General features: G+C 42.0%; 18 protein-coding genes. 10 read left to right on the top strand and 8 right to left on the bottom strand.

Features of this window, described 5'->3' with window-relative positions:
• Positions 1-6: 6 nt before the first annotated feature.
• On the top strand, positions 7-189 hold the full coding sequence (locus tag EO92_RS18260; protein ID WP_048170849.1) for a hypothetical protein: 183 nt from the start codon (positions 7-9) through the stop codon (positions 187-189).
• An 877-nt stretch (positions 190-1,066) separates the two neighbouring features.
• Here the strand turns inward: EO92_RS18260 and EO92_RS08445 are convergent.
• A complete protein-coding gene (locus EO92_RS08445; RefSeq protein WP_052734318.1) occupies positions 1,067-2,488 on the bottom strand; it encodes a PAS domain-containing sensor histidine kinase in 1,422 nt (473 codons plus the stop codon).
• Positions 2,489-2,746: 258 nt separating this feature from the next.
• Here EO92_RS08445 and EO92_RS08440 point away from each other — a divergent pair, with 258 nt between their 5' ends.
• Complete coding sequence (locus EO92_RS08440; RefSeq protein ID WP_162197463.1) at positions 2,747-3,259, top strand: MASE1 domain-containing protein; 513 nt, start codon at positions 2,747-2,749, stop codon at positions 3,257-3,259.
• A 113-nt stretch (positions 3,260-3,372) separates the two neighbouring features.
• On the opposite strand, the gene EO92_RS16705 is transcribed toward EO92_RS08440, so the two are convergent.
• Positions 3,373-3,789, bottom strand: a complete 417-nt coding sequence (locus EO92_RS16705) for a nuclear transport factor 2 family protein (protein WP_052734316.1) — start codon at positions 3,787-3,789, stop codon at positions 3,373-3,375.
• Between the two features lie 543 nt (positions 3,790-4,332).
• Here EO92_RS16705 and gatE point away from each other — a divergent pair.
• The 4 genes from gatE (at position 4,333) to EO92_RS08415 (ending at position 10,559) form a co-directional block, all read left to right on the top strand.
• Complete coding sequence (gene gatE / locus EO92_RS08430; protein WP_048170847.1) at positions 4,333-6,234, top strand: Glu-tRNA(Gln) amidotransferase subunit GatE; 1,902 nt, start codon at positions 4,333-4,335, stop codon at positions 6,232-6,234.
• Positions 6,235-6,845: 611 nt separating this feature from the next.
• Positions 6,846-7,229 (top strand): response regulator, encoded by a 384-nt coding sequence (locus tag EO92_RS08425; protein ID WP_048170845.1) that lies wholly within the window; start codon positions 6,846-6,848, stop codon positions 7,227-7,229.
• Positions 7,230-7,646: 417 nt separating this feature from the next.
• Positions 7,647-9,125: an aldehyde dehydrogenase family protein gene (locus tag EO92_RS08420; RefSeq protein ID WP_048170843.1), complete on the top strand. Its 1,479-nt coding sequence runs from the start codon at positions 7,647-7,649 to the stop codon at positions 9,123-9,125.
• A gap of 96 nt (positions 9,126-9,221) precedes the next feature.
• Positions 9,222-10,559, top strand: a complete 1,338-nt coding sequence (locus tag EO92_RS08415) for an aminotransferase class III-fold pyridoxal phosphate-dependent enzyme (protein ID WP_235283257.1) — start codon at positions 9,222-9,224, stop codon at positions 10,557-10,559.
• Between the two features lie 982 nt (positions 10,560-11,541).
• Here the strand turns inward: EO92_RS08415 and EO92_RS08410 are convergent.
• Positions 11,542-12,069, bottom strand: a complete 528-nt coding sequence (locus EO92_RS08410; RefSeq protein WP_048170839.1) for a hypothetical protein — start codon at positions 12,067-12,069, stop codon at positions 11,542-11,544.
• Positions 12,070-12,260: 191 nt separating this feature from the next.
• On the opposite strand from EO92_RS08410, the gene EO92_RS17660 reads away from it, so the two are divergent.
• From EO92_RS17660 to EO92_RS17100, 3 genes are all read left to right on the top strand, one after another.
• Positions 12,261-12,443, top strand: coding sequence for a hypothetical protein (locus EO92_RS17660; protein WP_156165768.1), 183 nt, complete (start codon positions 12,261-12,263; stop codon positions 12,441-12,443).
• A 150-nt stretch (positions 12,444-12,593) separates the two neighbouring features.
• Positions 12,594-12,782, top strand: coding sequence for a DUF2795 domain-containing protein (locus EO92_RS08405; RefSeq protein ID WP_048132990.1), 189 nt, complete (start codon positions 12,594-12,596; stop codon positions 12,780-12,782).
• 580 nt (positions 12,783-13,362) lie between these two features.
• Positions 13,363-13,533: a CxxC-x17-CxxC domain-containing protein gene (locus EO92_RS17100; protein ID WP_082107988.1), complete on the top strand. Its 171-nt coding sequence runs from the start codon at positions 13,363-13,365 to the stop codon at positions 13,531-13,533.
• A 332-nt stretch (positions 13,534-13,865) separates the two neighbouring features.
• On the opposite strand, the gene EO92_RS08400 is transcribed toward EO92_RS17100, so the two are convergent.
• The 3 genes from EO92_RS08400 to EO92_RS08390 form a co-directional block, all read right to left on the bottom strand.
• Entirely contained in the window at positions 13,866-14,192 is a 327-nt protein-coding gene (locus EO92_RS08400) for a hypothetical protein (protein ID WP_048170837.1), read from the bottom strand.
• Positions 14,193-14,222: 30 nt separating this feature from the next.
• A complete protein-coding gene (locus EO92_RS08395) occupies positions 14,223-14,783 on the bottom strand; it encodes a toll/interleukin-1 receptor domain-containing protein (protein ID WP_048132985.1) in 561 nt (186 codons plus the stop codon).
• 402 nt (positions 14,784-15,185) lie between these two features.
• Entirely contained in the window at positions 15,186-15,395 is a 210-nt protein-coding gene (locus EO92_RS08390) for a molybdopterin-binding protein (protein ID WP_048132977.1), read from the bottom strand.
• A 338-nt stretch (positions 15,396-15,733) separates the two neighbouring features.
• Between EO92_RS08390 and EO92_RS08385 the strand changes: the two genes are divergently transcribed.
• Entirely contained in the window at positions 15,734-16,273 is a 540-nt protein-coding gene (locus EO92_RS08385) for an META domain-containing protein (RefSeq protein ID WP_048170836.1), read from the top strand.
• Between the two features lie 89 nt (positions 16,274-16,362).
• Here EO92_RS08385 and EO92_RS18950 read toward each other — a convergent pair whose 3' ends face one another.
• Positions 16,363-16,578: a DUF5316 family protein gene (locus tag EO92_RS18950; RefSeq protein WP_369793133.1), complete on the bottom strand. Its 216-nt coding sequence runs from the start codon at positions 16,576-16,578 to the stop codon at positions 16,363-16,365.
• Positions 16,579-16,755: 177 nt separating this feature from the next.
• Complete coding sequence (locus tag EO92_RS08380; protein ID WP_162197461.1) at positions 16,756-17,490, bottom strand: reverse transcriptase domain-containing protein; 735 nt, start codon at positions 17,488-17,490, stop codon at positions 16,756-16,758.
• Between the last annotated feature and the right edge of the window lie 247 nt (positions 17,491-17,737).

Genomic DNA, 17,737 nt, shown 5'->3' with positions numbered 1-17,737 from the left:
TAGAGGATGAAAGGAATTCAAAAATCTGGTTTTTTTTTCTGTTTTCCAGAGATAATACTCTCCGCAGGTGGTTTCAGGAGGCTTGGAGTGAAGATGGACAAGGCGCTTGAAAAACTGGGAACGCCCCTTCATAAGTTTCCGATGGATGATACGAGCCCGGCGCCTTATACGCTGGTTTTGCTGGATTGAAAGGGGAAATCAGGTCTTTCAAGGTATTCTGCCTCTTTTTCCGGGGTTTCGGCCCAATACCATAACTCTCATTCCGCCTTTTTTGCAGGAGAGGGCGTTTGATTAACGAAAAAAGAACGAAATAATGAAATAAAGAAATAAATACTGAAATAATGAAATAAATAATGAAATAAAGAAATAACTAACGAAATAAAGGATGAAAAAATAAAAGAAAGAAAGAAATAAAGAACGAAAGAATGAAATAAAAAAAGAAAAGTGTGGAGGAACAGAAGACTGGGAAGAGGGAACGAAATTAATTATTACAGGAAGTTTTGATTAACGACAAAACTATACTTCTATATATGGGAGGAAATTATTGTATAATTTATGGAAGACTCACCCAAGAATTCCCCCTCCACCTGGAAACAAAATGTTCTATTTTTGAAAGATCGTGAAGTAAATCCTGATATATTGATTGGAGTATTGATGCATTTATTCCTTATTCTTTGCCTGATAATTTTACTATACCTGTTAGCAAAACAGTTCCTGTTAATTCACTAAGTAAATTTTCCCTGAGCTAAAGACTCAGGGTTTTCCTGCTGAGGGTTTATGAAACTGTACCGGCGAGATTCAGAAAAGGTCTGCCTCCAGTCTCCTTCCGCAGGCCGTGTCTCATGGCGTCCGGGTTGATGATGGACAAGGCGCTTGAAAAATTGGGGGCGCAACTTTAAAAGTTTCTGATGGATTTTGCGGCTCCGGTGCCTTAGGCGTTGATTTTGCTGGACTTAAAGGGAAAATCCCGAATCCGGCGTTTCCATTTTTGCTTCGGTAGATAAGGGGTGCCGGGGTTTCTATTGGCTTTCAGGCACCAGGGTTCTCACCGGTGGTGTCAGCCGAGTTACAGCTCGGTAGGGCTTTGAAGTGGGAGGCGGAAACCGAAGATACTGTATTTTCCGTATTCACTTTTGACCCAAACATCTCCTCCATGGAGTTCAACCAGTTTCTTGACAAGGGATAGGCCCAGTCCTGTGCCTTCAGGCTTCTTTTCAGTGTACCTTTCAGTGGACCCCAAAACCTGGGAAAATGGTTTGAAAAGTTTTGGCAGGTCTTCTTCCTTTATTCCTATGCCTTCATCTTCAACCTCGAATTGCATAAACTCTTCAGCTACTCTGACTCTTATGGTAATGTTTCCCCCCTCAATGGAGAATTTGTTTGCATTCCCTATAAGGTTGTACAGTATCTGCTTTAACTTACCACTGTCCGCTTCCACAATTCCAACATCATGTTCTATGTCGGTGCTGATAGTTATTCCCCTGCCGCTTGCAGCCGGCCTCATAACTTCTGCGATCTCCTTAACTATCAGGGGGACCGAGACCTTCTCATACTGGAGTTCCATTTTTCCTGCTTCTGCTTTTGATAAGTCAAGTATGTCATTGATGAGGCCGAGCAGATGCTTGCCGCTTACGGATATGTTTTTTGCATACTTCATCTGTTTTTCATTTAAGGGTCCTGCGAAATTCTCAATAAGCAGATCGGAAAATCCAATGATAGCATTAAGAGGTGTTCGGATTTCATGGCTCATACCTGCCAGGAATTTGCTTTTAGCAGTGTTTGAAGCCTCAGCAAGTTCCTTTGCTTCCAGAAGAGTATGCTCCATTCTTTTCCTCTCGGTAAGGTCTATTTCCATGGAGAATATCTCAAACTGGTCTTCAGGTACCTGGACAGCCGAATAGCTGGAAAATACAGGGATTTTTTCCTCCTTCTTCGTTAAAAAAGTATTTTCCGATGCACTGACATAAGTCCTATCTTTTTGCATGGAACCGATGATCTTTAAAAAATCATTTTTATTTTCACAGGGGACTATAAGTTCAGTCAGTTTCTTCCCCATGGCTTCATTTTTGGGATACCCATACATTTTTTCGCTTGCAATATTCCAGTAAATTACGGTACAATCCGGATCAAAGCCCTGGACTGCAACCTCCGGTACATTGTCAATAAAATTCTGAAATTTTAGTTCACATAGGTAAAGTTTTTTCTCCTGAGATTTAACAGTTCTCAATAGGCCTACCTGCCTGTTGAGAACCATATATACGATATTGGCAATCAGAAGAACCAGAATAAATGTGAGTGCCTTAATAAAAGTTACATCACCGGGAGTGAGTCCATTTACAAGGACACTTTCAAGCCAATTTGCAATATACAACCAGGTACGATAAAGGACTAGAAAAAAAAGCAAAATTGTTGTCACAGCTACAGAATATGGTTTTGCGAACCATTCCTTTAGCCGGAGTGGGTCCATGTCCTCTTGATCGCTTTTCATTGCCATAACTCCCGGTAATGCAATTTACGAAAAATAATGAATCTCCGCCGTGCTGATACAAATTTATTATATTTTGCTGCAGTTGTGTTATATACTAAAAATGTTATATATGTTTATGCCATTATCGGTGCCCTTTTCAGAGGACTAGCTATATATCAATTATGTCGTAAAATTAAAGGAGAGTCTATAATTCCCGATATAGAGTCAGTATCAACTCATCTGAATATTTTTCTTTTCTTGATACTGGTAAATTCACTTTTGTCAAGATTTGCAGTTGTAACCTCTCCTATCTCACCTGCACCCGGCGTATCCAGTATGTATTTTGCAGTCGCTTTTATGATCGTTTTCACTCTCTGGTATGGAATATGGGGAGGGATTTCTGCTTATCTTGGCTGTATGATAGGAGCAGGAATCCTTGCGGATATGCCCCTTTCATTAAATGTTGTATGGTCACTTGCCGATCTCTGGCAGGTCCTTATACCCCTGATGGCTTTTGCGTACTTCAGGGTTAACATAAGGCTAAGAACAAAACGTGACATGGGGATTTTCCTTTTGTTCGGGTGTCTGCTTAACAACTTTATCGGTGCGATGTGGGGTGCCTTAATGATCGTCAGGGAAGGTATGGTCCCATGGACTGAATTTTTTGTGACATTCGAAGGATGGTTCGTTGGCAATGTTATTACTACACTGGTTATTGTACCATTTTGCCTCAAGTACATCACTCCATATATCCAGCAGACAAAATCTTACGTCCATAATTACTGGATCTGATTATTAGAGTAAGTATGAAAAGAGATATATTGAGAGCTTGAGAATGGAATCTGAAACAGGTAAAAAATAAAAAATAAGAATTAATTATTATTTTTATTCCCTTAAAGGATCATTTAATCAAAAAATTGACTTTGATCAGGGAAAGAAAAATGCCCCTGCACAATGAGCCATCTGTCCCCGCGTTTCTCAAGTACCTCTGTGACCCGGGACGAAAATCTAAGTTTTTGCCCATCTACTTTTGCCTTTAAAACAGCATCAATCGCCACCCAGGCTACGTTGCCGGCTGCTGAAATTGAAGTCCAGTTGTATTCGAGAGCCGGTTCCTCGATTTGAGACCAATCGCGCTCAAACTGAGCTCTTATTTCCTCAAACCCGACACGTTTCTCGTCTGCGCCGGTGCCGTACATTACAACATCGGCATCCGGAGCAATAAGGGACATTGCGCTTTTCAGGTCGCGTCTGGCGTAACTCTCTGTAAATTTATCCAGAACATCCTTAACTGCTTTTTCGGTCACACTATCTGCTTTCATGTATTTTTTCCTCAAAATAATTAGCTAAGGCAGAATAACAGTAAAAGAATTTAAAGATTGTCCTTCGTCGATTTATAGCATTGTTTTATGAGCGGGTTTTTAAGAGCCGGATCTTTTTCGTATGCAAAAGAAGGAATAGAGATGGCTGTGTTTTACGATTCTCTCTACTAAGAGCAATCAAGCTCTACTAACTCATTTTATAATGTAAAAAGAGTCAATAATTACTTCAATCTTATATACAGAGATACCTTTATACATTCTACCACACCTTTTACATTAAGTTTCTTACTGACAATAGCCGATAACTACCAGCGCAGCACCTAAAAGAGCTAAGAGAGGAAACAAGCGCAGAAAGAGGGTTTAAATATAAGAGGAAAAAATAGCGAGCCGATGGGCTTAAAAGTGAAGGAAGAGCAAAAAGAGTTAGATTTGAAGGAATAATTAAAGGACAGCTAAAGGAAAACTGAAGGAAAATTTATAGTGAATTATTTATAGTGAATTAAAAAGGATTAAGGCGCTTCCTGCTTATATTTGGGTGAAAATATGGATAAATACGATTACAGTGAACTTGGGCTGAAAGCCGGGCTTGAAATTCACCAGCAGCTGGATTCTAAGGAGAAGCTTTTCTGCAGGTGTCCTACCCTGATCCGGGACATCGGGGATTCGGACTTCGAATTTTTCAGGTATCTCAGGGCTACGGAAAGTGAGATGGGAGAAAAGGACAGGGCTGCGGTGGAGCAGACAAAGATCAGGAGGAAGTATATCTATAAGGCATATGATACGACCTGCCTTATCGAAAATGATGAAGAGCCACCAAGGGAACTCAATAAGGAAGCCCTGAACATTTCCCTCGGGGTTGCAAAGCTCTTCAACATGAAACCTGTCGACCAGATGCATGTAATGAGAAAGATCGTTGTGGACGGGTCAAATACCAGCGGCTTTCAGAGGACTGCTTTTCTTGCAAGCGATGGGTACATTGAAACCTCGGAAGGCCACTGTGGGATTGACAGCCTTTGTGTGGAAGAGGAAGCTGCCCAGAAAATAGAGGAAATAGGAGACTCAATAGTCTATTCCCTGGACAGGCTCGGGATTCCACTTGTCGAAATTGCAACTGCGCCTGATATCAAATCCCCGAGGCAAGCCCGTGAGGTTGCAGAGTATATCGGGATGGTTCTCAGGTCGACAGGGAAGGTGAAGAGAGGGCTTGGCACGATCAGGCAGGACGTCAACATCTCAATTGCCAGAGGCGCGAGAGTCGAAATCAAAGGAGTACAGGCCCTTGACCTCATAGAAGACATCGTCCGCAGGGAAGTCGAAAGGCAATTGAACCTGCTTTTTATCAGGCAGGAACTCCTTGAAAGAAAAGCCTTTGTTTGCGAGGAGATCTATGATATAACAGGGCTTTTCATGGACACGAAGTCCAAGGTCCTGCAAAAAGGCGTAAAAAAAGGCGCAATCCTTGCCGCCCTCCTCAGGAAATTCAATGGGCTTGTAGGCAAGGAAGTCCAGCCAGGGAGAAGGCTCGGGACTGAGTTTTCTGACAGGGCAAAGACCGCAGGTGTGGGAGGAATTTTCCACACGGATGAACTTCCTAACTACGGGATAACTGAAAAGGAAGTCCAGGCTGTCAGGGACGCTATCGGCGCAAACCCTGAAGATGCTGTCATCATGGTTGCAGACGAACCTGAAAAATCCAGGCTTGCAATTGAGGCAGTAATTAAAAGGGCAAAAGAAGCCTTTGAGGGAATCCCTGAAGAGACCAGAAAGGCTCTTCCGGAAGGAAATTCTGCTTATATGCGCCCTCTTCCCGGCGCGGCAAGGATGTACCCTGAAACCGATGTTCCCCAGATCGAAATCTCACAGGAATATTTTGATTCCATAGAGCCTCCGGAACTCCTGACAGAAAGGGCAAAACGTTTTGTCTCCGAAAGTGGCCTGAATAAAGAGCTTGCCGAAAAAATGGCTTACTCAAAGCATCTGCCTCTCTTTGAGACCCTCCTGAAAACCTACAGGAAGGACGCAAATGTTAACTCAACCCTGATTGCCAGAACCATTTTAGGAATCGTCCCTGAGATCAGGAGAAATGGTGTTGAGACGGACAACCTCACAGATGAACATTTCATTGAGCTTTTTGCAGCCATTTCTAACCAGGAAATTGCAAAAGAAGCCATTCAGGACCTTCTTGCCGCCCTTGCAAAAGAGCCTGAACTGACAGCTCAGCAAGCAATTTCAAAGCTCGGCCTGAGCGCCTTTGATCCCGAGGAAATCGAAAACTTCATTAAAAAGATGGTCCGGGAAAGAGGAGATTTCATCAAAGACAAAGGCCCTGCTGCCCTCGGCCCTCTCATGGGCATTGTCATGAAGGAGTACAGAGGCACGGTTGACGGAAAAGTCCTGAGCCATATGCTGAAAAAAGAGATAGATAACTTTATTAATCAGGGATAAAATCCCTGGTTTTTTTTCTGCATCTGCTTTTCCTTTTATTTCTTTTCCCGTTATTCTTTTATCTCTACTTTTTCGCTTTTATTATTTCCATTTCCCCTTATCTTCTGGTTCTACTTTTCCACTACTTTTTCCTTATATCTTTTGGATCTGTTTTTTCAGTTGTTTTTACTTGCCATTTCGTTCCTACTTAATCTATCTTATTTGTTTTGCATCTTCACGAATTATTTTCAAAAGCAAAAAATATTCTTTGTAGAAAACAAATAAAATAGTCATAAAATCCTGGCAGCTTATAGAAGAGGATATTTACGTAAGTTAACTTTTTATATTAACTAAAAGATCTTCTTACTTACAGCATAAAAATTTAGTTGGTAAGTATGCTCTAATGGTATTTCAAAACCATACGATATCATAAGACTTAATTCCTTTCTGTCGGGGTTGAGCTTGCAAAAGGGGGATAGAAGTATGAAATTATACCTTAGCTCAGCATATCTCAGCTTCATATAGAAACCACCAAAAATGCCACCTTAATATAAAATCTCTTACCAGTAAATGAGGGGCGCGAAAGTTCCTTATTTAACACTGCAAAATCATAACGCTAAGGAGAAAACCCCATGAAAGTACTGCTTGTAGACGACGACCCAGTATTCCTGGAGCTATCAAAAACGTTCTTAGAAGTGTTCCACGACATAAACTCCGATACAGTGGAATCTGCAGGACAGGCTCTCGAGAAGTTAAATGAACTCTCGTATGATGTAGTAGTTTCGGATTATGATATGCCTTATATGGATGGCATTTCATTTTTGAGAACTATCCGTGATAAGAGAATTAATATACCTTTCATTCTTTTTACAGGAGTGGGCAAAGAAGAAGTTATGAGCCGAGCTATCGAAAACGGTGCAGATTCCTTTATTCAGAAAAGAGGAGATCCTAAAGCTCAGTACTCCGAACTTTCAAAGCGGATCTGGCAGATTGTTAGCAGTAAGTCAGGTTACTGATTATTGTAAAAAATAATTTGAATCTCTGAAAGAAGCAGCTTTAGTTTCTGTCAGGTATAGGATAGTAACCACATTTAATCAACCATTTTTTTAGTTAACCTTTTTTTAGTTAACCTTTTTTTAGTTAACCTTTTTTAATTAACTATTCATAAATATTATTTATGTAACGCTTTCCTTTCTTTTCTATGTTTATCTGAATCACTTTTTTTATCTATCCACTGAGTTTTCTGGCGATGCTCGAAAAAACAACCATGTAAAGGTAAGACTGTCAGGCTGTCTTTTTATTCATCTCTGCTATTACTGCGAAAAGGTTTCCATAAATAACAGTCGAAGACTCTGAAATTATTTCGGTTCAGCCGAATCCTTTTTCTGGATATATTTATGTGGTATTATATTCATTGCTTTTAGAGGGATTTTGTGGTTCTGGAGTACAAATTGCTTATAGGTGGAGAGTCGAGAGACTCGTCAACAGGAGAAACTTTTGATGATATCAATCCGGCTACTCTTGAAAACCTTGCTACGATACAGGTAGCCGGGAACGAGGATGTGGACAGGGCAGTTGAGGCTGCCGAGGAGGGATTCAGGGTATGGAGCGAAGTTCCGGCTCCCAGAAGGGCTGAAGTGCTCTTCAGGGCTGCTCGCATCTTGCAGGAGAGAAAGGAAGATCTTGCCATACTCATGACAGAAGAGATGGGGAAGGTGCTGCCCGAAACAAGGGGAGATGTACAGGAAGCAATAGACATTACCAATTATGCCGCAGGGGAAGGCAGGCGGATGTTGGGGGAGACAACAACTTCCGAACTCAAGGACAAGTTCTGCATGACCGTGCTCAGGCCGATAGGAGTTGTGGGCATGATAACACCCTGGAACTTTCCTATTGCAATTCCCAGCTGGAAGATCATGCCAGCCCTTATAGCAGGAAACGCAATCGTGTTCAAACCTTCAAGTGACACACCCCTGCTTGCAATTAAACTCGTCGAAATCCTGATGGAAGCAGGCCTGCCTCCCGGAGTGGTAAACATTGTGCCCGGACCCGGAGGAAGCGTTGGGAAAGCCATAGTCCAGCATCCCCGAATAAAAGCCATTTCATTTACAGGAAGCCTTGAAACCGGGAAATGGATCATGGGAGAATGTGCAAAAACGATAAAGCGGGTCTCTCTGGAACTGGGGGGCAAAAATCCGGTAATTGTCATGGATGATGCCGACCTTGAACTTGCTCTTGAAGGCGTGCTCTGGGGGGCTTTCGGGACAACAGGCCAGCGCTGCACGGCTACGAGCAGGCTGATCCTGCACGAAAAAATAAAGGACGAGTTTATAACAAGGCTGCTTGCAAAAACAAAATCTCTCAGGATAGGAAACGGACTTCTGCCTGAAACGGACATCGGGCCTGTAATCAATAAAGCCCAGCTTGAAAAAATAGAGAGGTACGTCAGGATAGGAAAAGAAGAAGGTGCAACTCTTCTGCTCGGGGGAAATACCATAGATCCCGGGCTTCCGGGCTATTTTTTTGAACCGACTATCTTTACGGATGTCAGGCCGGATATGAGGATTGCACAGGAAGAGATTTTCGGGCCTGTGCTCAGCATCATTACGGTTTCAGGGCTTGATGAAGCAATTGAAGTTGCCAATAACACCAGATACGGGCTTTCCTCGGCAATTTACACTGAAAATGTTGGAAACGCCTTCAGGGCGATTAAAAAGATAGAAGCCGGGATCACATATGTTAATGCCCCTACAATAGGTGCTGAAGTCCATCTTCCCTTCGGGGGCGTAAAAGGAACCGGAAATGGGTTCAGGGAAGCCGGGACAGAAGCAATCAAAGAATTCACAGAGGTAAAAGCCGTGTACATAGACTACAGCGGCAGGCTGCAGAAAGCCCAGATAGATACGGAATGAAATATGGGAAGAGGGTGAATCATTCTGGATTACACGAAGCCGGAAAGGCTTGAAAAAAGGAAAAACTTTGAAAAAACAGAACAATCAGAGGACGCAATGAGGACGCTGGAAACTGATCCTGGTTTTTTCGAACAGGACATAGGGTTGCTTGATATGGTTGGCCCAAAAGCCAGGGAGATCATAGGGCAGGACTGCAATGTAATATCTGCATGTGTAGCCCGTCCCTATCCTCTGGTTGTTGACAGGGCAAATGGTTCCATAGTCAAAGACATAGACGGAAAAGAGTACATCGATTTCGTTGCAGGGATTGCTGTCATGAATGCAGGCTACTCAAACCCGGAGGTTAAAGCCGCCATCTCAGCCCAGCTGGATAAAATGTTTCACTGCGGATACGGGGACTTTTTTGCCGAGCCTCCATTAAAGCTTGCAAAAAAACTAAGAGAGCTTGCAGGCTACTCAAAGGTCTTTTACTGCAACAGCGGGACCGAAGCTGTAGAAGCTGCAATGAAACTTGCTCTATGGAAGACAAAGCGCCAGAACTTTATCTCTTTTTATAATGCTTTCCACGGCCGAACCCTGGGCGCTCTTTCCCTGACCTGCTCTAAAGTCCGGCAAAAGGAGTATTTCCCTACCCTTCGGACAGTGCACACCCACTATGCCTACTGTTACCGCTGCCCCATGAAACTCGAATACCCCTCCTGCGGAATCGAATGCGCAAAGCAGATTGAAAACCTTATTTTCCGAAAAGAACTGAGCCCCGAAGACACTGCTGCCGTTTTCACTGAGCCCATCCAGGGAGAGGGAGGCTATATAGTCCCTCCTCCGGAGTTCCACAAGGAAGTAAGAAAAATCTGCACGGATAATGACGTTCTCCTTGTAGCTGATGAAGTCCAGACAGGCTGTTTCAGGACAGGTCCCTTCCTTGCCATGGAAAACTTTGAGGTAAGGGCTGATATTACCTGCCTTGCAAAAGCCCTTGGCGGAGGCCTCCCTATGGGCGCAATGCTTGCAGATCGCAACCTTATGGACTGGCCTCCTGGTGTCCACTCTAACACCTTCGGCGGAAATCTCCTTTCTTCAGCTGCATCTCTCGCTTCCCTTGAATTTCTGGAAAAGGAAAATATAGAAAACCATGTCAGAGAAATGGGAGCGCATATCCGGCAGCGTCTCAGGGAGCTTCAGGAGAATTTCCCCTGCATAGGAGATGTTCGCGGCCTTGGCCTTATGATAGGTGCAGAAATCGTAAAATCCGACAAATCCATAGACCCTATCAGAAGGGACAGGATTATCAGAGAAGCGTTTAAAGAAGGAGTTATTCTCCTCCCCTGCGGAGACTCCGTAATCCGCTTCTCTCCACCTCTCGTCATGACCGACGAAGAGGCTGACCTCGGGCTCGATAAATTCGAAAAATCTCTGAGAAAAGCGGCGAGGTAAAGGCAGAATAAAAGTGCAACATATGACTTTCATTTAATCCGCATCGTTGGAAGAAGTTCTGATAAGAATAGGCCGGAGCAAACTTAATAGCTGTCTCCGGTCTTTCCGTCACCGTGCATAGCACGGGCTTTTCCGAAAAGAAGTAGTAAAAGATGAGAATAAAAGGCCTGAGTTCAGCAGGAAACACGTCTGTTTTTCTCACAAATCCAACCTGCTCAATGTAGTAACCATGAAAAAATATCAAAGCCTGACGATTGTATTCGTCATAAGACAGCCGAAAACATCCTTTTTAAGTTTTCAGATATCTTTTTAATCCTCGAATTTCTGTTTTTTTATTACAGTGTGTGGCATGGGCTCCGCTGAAAAAAAGAGAAGTTAAAAAAGGCCGCGACTAATTTAAAAAAAAATAACTGTATAAATGACTTTTATTGTATATTATGATAAAGTAACGGCTCATGAATGCGATTTTCAAATAATCGCCTCTCTAAAACTGGCAAAAGTTTTTTAATTGATGACCGCATATTTAGTATTATGGATTATGAGAGCAATGAACGGGTTGAGAACGATAGTTCAGCTTTGATTGTTTTTATAACTATAATTGCAATTGCAGTCAGCCTTCTAGGAATAATGGTGTCTATAAGGTGAACTACTCCTAATGGTGTCTATAAGGTGAACTACTCCTGGCTAAAGCATCGGAGCTTTCTCCCTTATGACCCGTAACTGAAGTAACCCATTTTCTGCAGTTATATCTAAAAAACGGCTATTTTTTTCATTACGTCAGTAAATTAGAAATCCGTAAGAAAATCTCTTAGTCAGTCTCATAAGAAGAGATGAACTACGGGATACACGGAAAACTATCTAAGGTCTTCTATTTCCGTGTTTTTTCCGCAGTTACATAACTTTTTAAAAGAAAAGAGCAGTTTAACTGCCCCACATCAAAAAGTAGTATAAAAAAGTAGTAAATTCTTTTACAGACCTTTTTTTACTTCCTGTCTTTTTCAGCATTCTTCAGCTTCTCTTCGGTGCTGCTGAGAGTAATCAATTTGCTTTCAACAAGCCCAATCGGAAGGTCTGCGCCAAGGGTGAGCGAGCCGACTTTATTTCCTGCAAGAGTCCTCCCGGGCAGGTCAGGCATGACCTCAAGCTCTTTTCCGACAGGCGTTTCAGGGTATTCGGTTTTGAGCCCGGAAAGAGGGCTGGAAAGAGCACCGGATACAAGTCCAAGGTCAGAGTCGGAAACCAGCCTCGGGTGGGCTTCGGAACTCAGGCGGAGCTGCCCGAGGGGAGAAAGCCCGAGATCTCGCGTCGGAGAGAGCCGGTTGTTAAAGTCAGGTAAAAGGCCATTGAGCTGGTCAAGGGCAGGGCTTGAAAAAGTAGAAGATCCATCAGTAGAAGTGGAATGCACGGCAGGCGACCTTTCATGGTTTTCACGAGCTGCACGGTCAGAAAGGTGTGAAGGTAAAACGGAATCTTCGGATTTGCTGCTATTCATAGCTGTAAGGATTGTCACGATGGTATATCAATTATACGAGGGCTTTTCCTTCCTTGTTCAGCCATATTTTTCAGTTCTCTTTTTTGTTGTCCATCTTTATAGGTAGAAGCGTAAAATCCCTGGGTTTAGCCCAGGGATTATAAGCGTCAACTTCTCCCACTTTCGTTTTTCTATTCGCTGCATTAATATAATTTCCAACCAATTGTATATTGCTTTCCTACTGTGATAACCAGGCCAACGGAAAGCAACCAGTTAAACCGGTACCCGAAGGGTTAGGGGTTGCACTGGTAAACCGGATGCTGAAAGGCAGCTCTAAATCAATACATACGGGATGCGGGGACGAGCTTGGGGACTTACTGGTAATTGGTTGGGGGAATGAACCAGGGACATGAACCAGGGACATGAACCCGGACGCTCGTTAAATCTTTAGATTTAATGGGTAGTTAACAAGATAATTTACGAGAACAAATCCAGTAAAGGTTCAGAAGATGTTCGAAGGCATTAATGCGTTCGATAAAAAATAAACCACATGGGGGAATTTTGTGCAAACAAGTCCTATAGAAGTCCAGAAAGCTTTAAAAGATATGGGTTATCCTGCAGAGAAGAAGAAACTTATTGAACACGCTAAAAAGCACAAAGCCAGCAGTAAGGTAATGGAGGTCCTCGAAGAACTTCCAGAGAAGGAGTATACCAACGCTGCCGACGTCAGCAAGGCGTTTTCAGGAAAGTAACTTTGCTCAGAGTGAACCCGCACTCAAGTGGGAGGCAACTTATATTCAACTCAACAATTAACTGCACTTTTTACTATATTACTCACTGTCTGGGTTCTTGTTTATATGTATTAATATTTCCTGGGCTGACTATAAAACATGAATTCGGTTGAGATTCAGGAAGCTATGAATCAGGTGTTATATCTACGGTTTCCTCTTCTCACTACCTTTTAACGCTGAAACCCCTGGATTCAGGATAAAGCAGGGATAAAAAGGTTAGCCTTTTGCCAGCGATTCTTCGGTGAAGCCTAACGGATCTGGAACACGACAGGAACTACTTTTCCGGAAAGTTAGATTCAGTCGAAATGGGGTCATTAACTGACAGGAAAGGTTGTAAAAACATCTGGTTTAAGAACTTAAAATACACTTCTAGAGACTTAAAACAGCTCAAACCTGATGCAACAACAATAAATCTCACCGTGCAAGATATTAATCATTCAATTAGTTCATTGAGACACACCAAAGAATGGCACATTCATAAGTGCGGCTCTTTTGAATTATTTGATCTAAAGCCATAATATAACGTATAAGGGGGAAATCTATGGAGCGAAAAGATTACCAGAGCAGGGATCGGGATTCCGGTAGAGGGCCGCAGAAGATGTACAGAGCAAAATGTTCTGATTGTGATCAAGAAACAGAGGTGCCCTTTGAACCGGACCCTGACAGACCAGTCTACTGCAGGGAGTGCTATGCAAAAAGAAAGAGCAGATAATTCTAAACATGGGTTATCTGATAGTATACTTTTAACAGATACGCTTCTTACAGATGACTTCTAACTTACTTCTGAGATCTTCATCTGTATTTTTAATTTTTACCATCTTTTCCTTATCTACGGTACTCCTCAACCATGTTCCTTATCATTCTTAGACTCTATTCTATCATTTTTTGACCCTACTTCCGGTCCTCCTTTATTCTAACTCTAATATTTTTCTCAAGTTATTTACTCAAGTTATTTACTCAAGTTATTTACTCAAGTTATTTACTCAAGTTATTTATTCAAGTTATTTACTCAAGTTATTTACTCAAGTTATTTACTCAAGTTATTTACTCAAGTTCTCTTTCTAACTTTGTTATATCGAACCATACTCTGAAAAGTTCGTCTTTTTCTGTGTCCCTTATGTCAATTTCTACGGATTGAGTCAGTGTAGCTTTAATTGTTTCCCATTCTTCCCTGCGGATTTCAACAATTTCCCAGGGGCCGGCAGAACTGTCTTTTACTCTGTCTCGGGAAAGCTGTAACAGCAAGTGTTTCTTTTCTGCAGGAGTAAGATCTTCAATACCCCTTATTTCAGACTCTTTCACTGTAGTCTTCCCCATTTTGGATTGAACTGCCATGTTTTCTCCAGATTCGTCTTTGATTCTTTTTTCCATGAATTCACCTCCCTGCCTGTGTTAAAATGCTCAGGGCGTGGGCCTGAAGGTCCTTGGGTCAAGGTAAATATTTCTCTGGCAGTAGCTGCAGATAGTCTCAAGGTGTTTTCCTGCAAGAAGAGCTCTCTCCACCTCTTCTTCCGGGGTGATATACTGGGTCATTTCCTCTCCGCAGTAAGGGCATTTTATCTTCAGCCAGTCCAGTTTCGTAAGCTGCCTTATATTCTGTATGAGCTTTCCCAGAGCATCCTCATAGTTTTCAGGGTAAAAATTAATCGGCTGGAGATGGTGTATAAGGATAGGCAGTTCAACTCCTGCCTCTGCCAGCGGAATTATTAACTGGTCGGCTCCTACAGCCAGCCCGATCTCCTGATTCACCTCCGGAGATAACATTCCTTCCTGTGTGATGATCGGGATAACGCAGTCTGACTGCCGGATGCCAAAACGTATTCTTTCAGCCAGGGAAAGAATTCGAGCTTTCCTGTACAGGGACGAAAAGCTCTCCAGTTCCACTGTCCAGAGAGTCCGTGCCAGTTCCTGGGCAAGCGGTTCGTCCTGTTCGCAATGAGAAATGTAAACCTTTGTGATCATGCCTGCTGTACTTGACCTGTTATTATCTGGTTTTTCCGGGTTTATGTTCGGTCTCCGGTTCAGGTTCAGGTATCGGTTCGGGTGAAGGAACCGGCTGCGGTTCCGGATAAGGTATCGGCTCCGGCTGTAAAGATGGTTTTTTATCTTCTTTTCCCAAAAATAACTCCCCCTCTATCAATAACACTACTTTCTGAACAATTTATTTTCCTGGTGGTTTGCTTTGTTATATTTGCGTCTTTATGAATTCACATTGCTTAATTTTTCTTGTTAAGAATAAGCTCTTAAGAACCTATTTAAAATTGGTAATAACTGTTTTGCTAAGTTCTTTCTATTATGAAGTAAGAACCATACAATACCAGAACCATGCCGTATGCAGGAACCATGCAGTCCCGGACTCATAGTTTAATCAGAGGCTAACATGACGCTTGTGGCTTTAATTACTGCGTAGACCTCATGCCCTTCTTTCAAACCCAGCTTTTCAGCGGAACTTTTTGTGATAATGGAAGTGATCTCGGTGCCACCCGGAAGTTCGACTACGATTTCCGAGTTAACTGATCCGTGTGTTATGCTTTTGACTTTACCTTTAAGGACATTGCGTGCGCTTATTTTCATTCCTATCCTCCGATTCAGGTTTTTATTTATTAATCAATATGGTTAGTCTTGTGAATTAAAGAAGCATAGGAATCTGGTTTCCTGAACTTAGTTACTGAATCCTAAGACTTCATTTCTATAGTTACGGATTTGGTCTTTTCACCCGTGCAAAGAATGCATATCCCCGAAAAATTCCCTCTGCTGAAAAATGGAAATATACAAAATAGAACATATCGGCATATCATATTCTGCAAAATTATTAAAAAAATATTCAGATGACTGCGAGTCAAACTGCAGCTTAAACAAAAGATATATTTAAATGACGCATCTTCCCATGTAATCAGTTTACGAGGCATATAATGAAAATGAAAATTGCATCTATAGGCATGGTTTTACTCCTTACCATAGGGGTTATAACCGTGGTCTCCTTCTCGCTTGGCTGTACTGAGCAGGAAGAAGCTCCTGCTAAACCTGCAGAGAACACTTCTGTTGAACCTGCAGAAACCACTATCCCGGAACTCGAACCAATTTCTGCCGATGCTATTACCGGTATCAAATGGCAGTGGGCCAGTTTCCAGGACTCTGATAGCCCTGAAAACCAGATAATGGTTCCTGACTCTGAGAACTATACGCTTGCCTTCTCCCCTGACGGCACATATCATATCAAAGCCGACTGCAACAGCGGAAGTGGAACCTATACTCTGGAAGGAAACAACTTAACCCTTGGTCCGGCTGCCATTACGCTTATGGCATGCGGACCCGAGTCGATGGACGGCGAATATCTGTCGCTTTTACCCAGTGTGGGGTCAGTAGCTCTGGAGAATGGACAGCTTGTCCTGTATCCTGGAAACGAAGGGGACAAAATGTTCTTTACAAATGGAGGACAGGCTGAGCAGTAAAGTTTAATTTAAAAGGGAATTCAGTAGATAGAGGCTCGAATATTCATATAGCTTCTTTTCTGTTTTTTTTAGATTTTGAGATCTTCAATTCATGATGGTAAATCACTGTAGTGTGAATTCATAAGTAAGTATTGATATGGCGATATTGAAAGAGCCAACAAAAATAAATTTTTTGACAATCTATTTTTCTCCTTGCGCTCTTCATCTTCAGTATCATAATTTGCTCTTACCCGGTCCCCGTTCACAACAGATCCTGTCAAAACTCCCGCTGTAGCAACGAAAATCAAACCGGCAAAGCCTATGATGTCTATAATAAGGCAAAGTCTCCCTTCAGGAATGCTGTGACAGCTGCAATAATAAAAATTCCCGCATCGATAAAAAGTAAACTCTTCATCCTTTCCACCGTTTTATTTATTTAACGATGAAGATATAATCGTTTATTGGTGGGTTCAACTCTCTTTGCAGGAAACTGGTCATTTATTTCAGTCTAATACCCTACAGCTTTCTGCAGGATGTTCCCGTGCAATTTTGATTTGAAGTTTCCCTTCATGTTTTCTGAAATTCCATCCAAGGAAGTCAAAACCATAATCAATATGAGTAATAAGAGTCTTTTCTTCCGATAATTCCAGACTTCTTTTTTTAAGAAAGGCGCTGATCAGTTCCTTAATTTCTCGGACTAACTCTTCAGAGCTGGCAGTGACCACAAAATCATCAGCGTATCTGACAAAGTTTACCTCGTTTTGACATCTCACTATAGAGTTGTCTTTCTCACTTTTACCTGTATTGTATTTAGTAAACAACAAGTGTTCGATGCTGTCTAAAGCTATATTCCTCATAATGGGCGATATGATTCCTTCTCGCAGAGTTCCAATTTTTTTTGGGTTCAGATGATCTTTAGAAACAAAAACTGCCTTAAGAAATTGATTCCTAACAGATCCTTCTCTCAAAATATTGTTTATTAGCCATTGATGGTTGATTTTGTCGAAACAACCTTTGATGTTCCCTTTCAGGATCCATTGTGCAGAGTGTTTATTGCAGAGACAGGTAAACATCTGTTCACAAGCATCATGTGAGCTTCTTATTTTGGTTTGTGCTGTAGACCATATTTCACCATCGACTCCAGCCGTTTTCTTGCTTTCATTCCGGGTAACTGTCCTTACCGTTAATGTCTCTGAATTACTTATATTCATAAGTTTGCCCCAATTATCTACTGTCAACAATAAATGTATAAGCAACAAAGTTATACCTCTATTGTTTTTGTGTAATGTATACGATATACGGTGTCAATTGTATATAATTTTTTTGAGCAAGTAGTGGGCTAATCGTAGTGGAGTATTCAAGAGCCTTAAGCAGGATTCCCGTTACTTTACAGGCTGTCCTACAATTACTGGTAGTAATAATATAATAATCGTCTGTTGTTAAACTGGAACTTTTCAACTTTATTAAATTTGCATTCTATTCATT

This window comes from Methanosarcina sp. 2.H.A.1B.4 (assembly GCF_000979385.1).
Lineage (GTDB): Archaea > Halobacteriota > Methanosarcinia > Methanosarcinales > Methanosarcinaceae > Methanosarcina.
Note: the sequence above shows the minus strand (reverse complement) of the source record. Positions and strands in the feature narration are given on the sequence as shown.

Excerpts from the sequence above, each read along its gene's own strand:
- EO92_RS18260 (WP_048170849.1), top strand. The coding sequence starts at position 7 with ATGAAAGGAATTCAAAAATCTGGTTTTTTTTTCTGTTTTCCAGAGATA.
- EO92_RS08445 (WP_052734318.1), bottom strand. The coding sequence starts at position 2,488 with ATGAAAAGCGATCAAGAGGACATGGACCCACTCCGGCTAAAGGAATGG.
- EO92_RS16705 (WP_052734316.1), bottom strand. The coding sequence starts at position 3,789 with ATGAAAGCAGATAGTGTGACCGAAAAAGCAGTTAAGGATGTTCTGGAT.
- gatE (WP_048170847.1), top strand. The coding sequence starts at position 4,333 with ATGGATAAATACGATTACAGTGAACTTGGGCTGAAAGCCGGGCTTGAA.
- EO92_RS08425 (WP_048170845.1), top strand. The coding sequence starts at position 6,846 with ATGAAAGTACTGCTTGTAGACGACGACCCAGTATTCCTGGAGCTATCA.
- EO92_RS08415 (WP_235283257.1), top strand. The coding sequence starts at position 9,222 with ATGAGGACGCTGGAAACTGATCCTGGTTTTTTCGAACAGGACATAGGG.
- EO92_RS17100 (WP_082107988.1), top strand. The coding sequence starts at position 13,363 with ATGGAGCGAAAAGATTACCAGAGCAGGGATCGGGATTCCGGTAGAGGG.
- EO92_RS08400 (WP_048170837.1), bottom strand. The coding sequence starts at position 14,192 with ATGGAAAAAAGAATCAAAGACGAATCTGGAGAAAACATGGCAGTTCAA.
- EO92_RS08395 (WP_048132985.1), bottom strand. The coding sequence starts at position 14,783 with ATGATCACAAAGGTTTACATTTCTCATTGCGAACAGGACGAACCGCTT.
- EO92_RS08390 (WP_048132977.1), bottom strand. The coding sequence starts at position 15,395 with ATGAAAATAAGCGCACGCAATGTCCTTAAAGGTAAAGTCAAAAGCATA.
- EO92_RS08385 (WP_048170836.1), top strand. The coding sequence starts at position 15,734 with ATGAAAATGAAAATTGCATCTATAGGCATGGTTTTACTCCTTACCATA.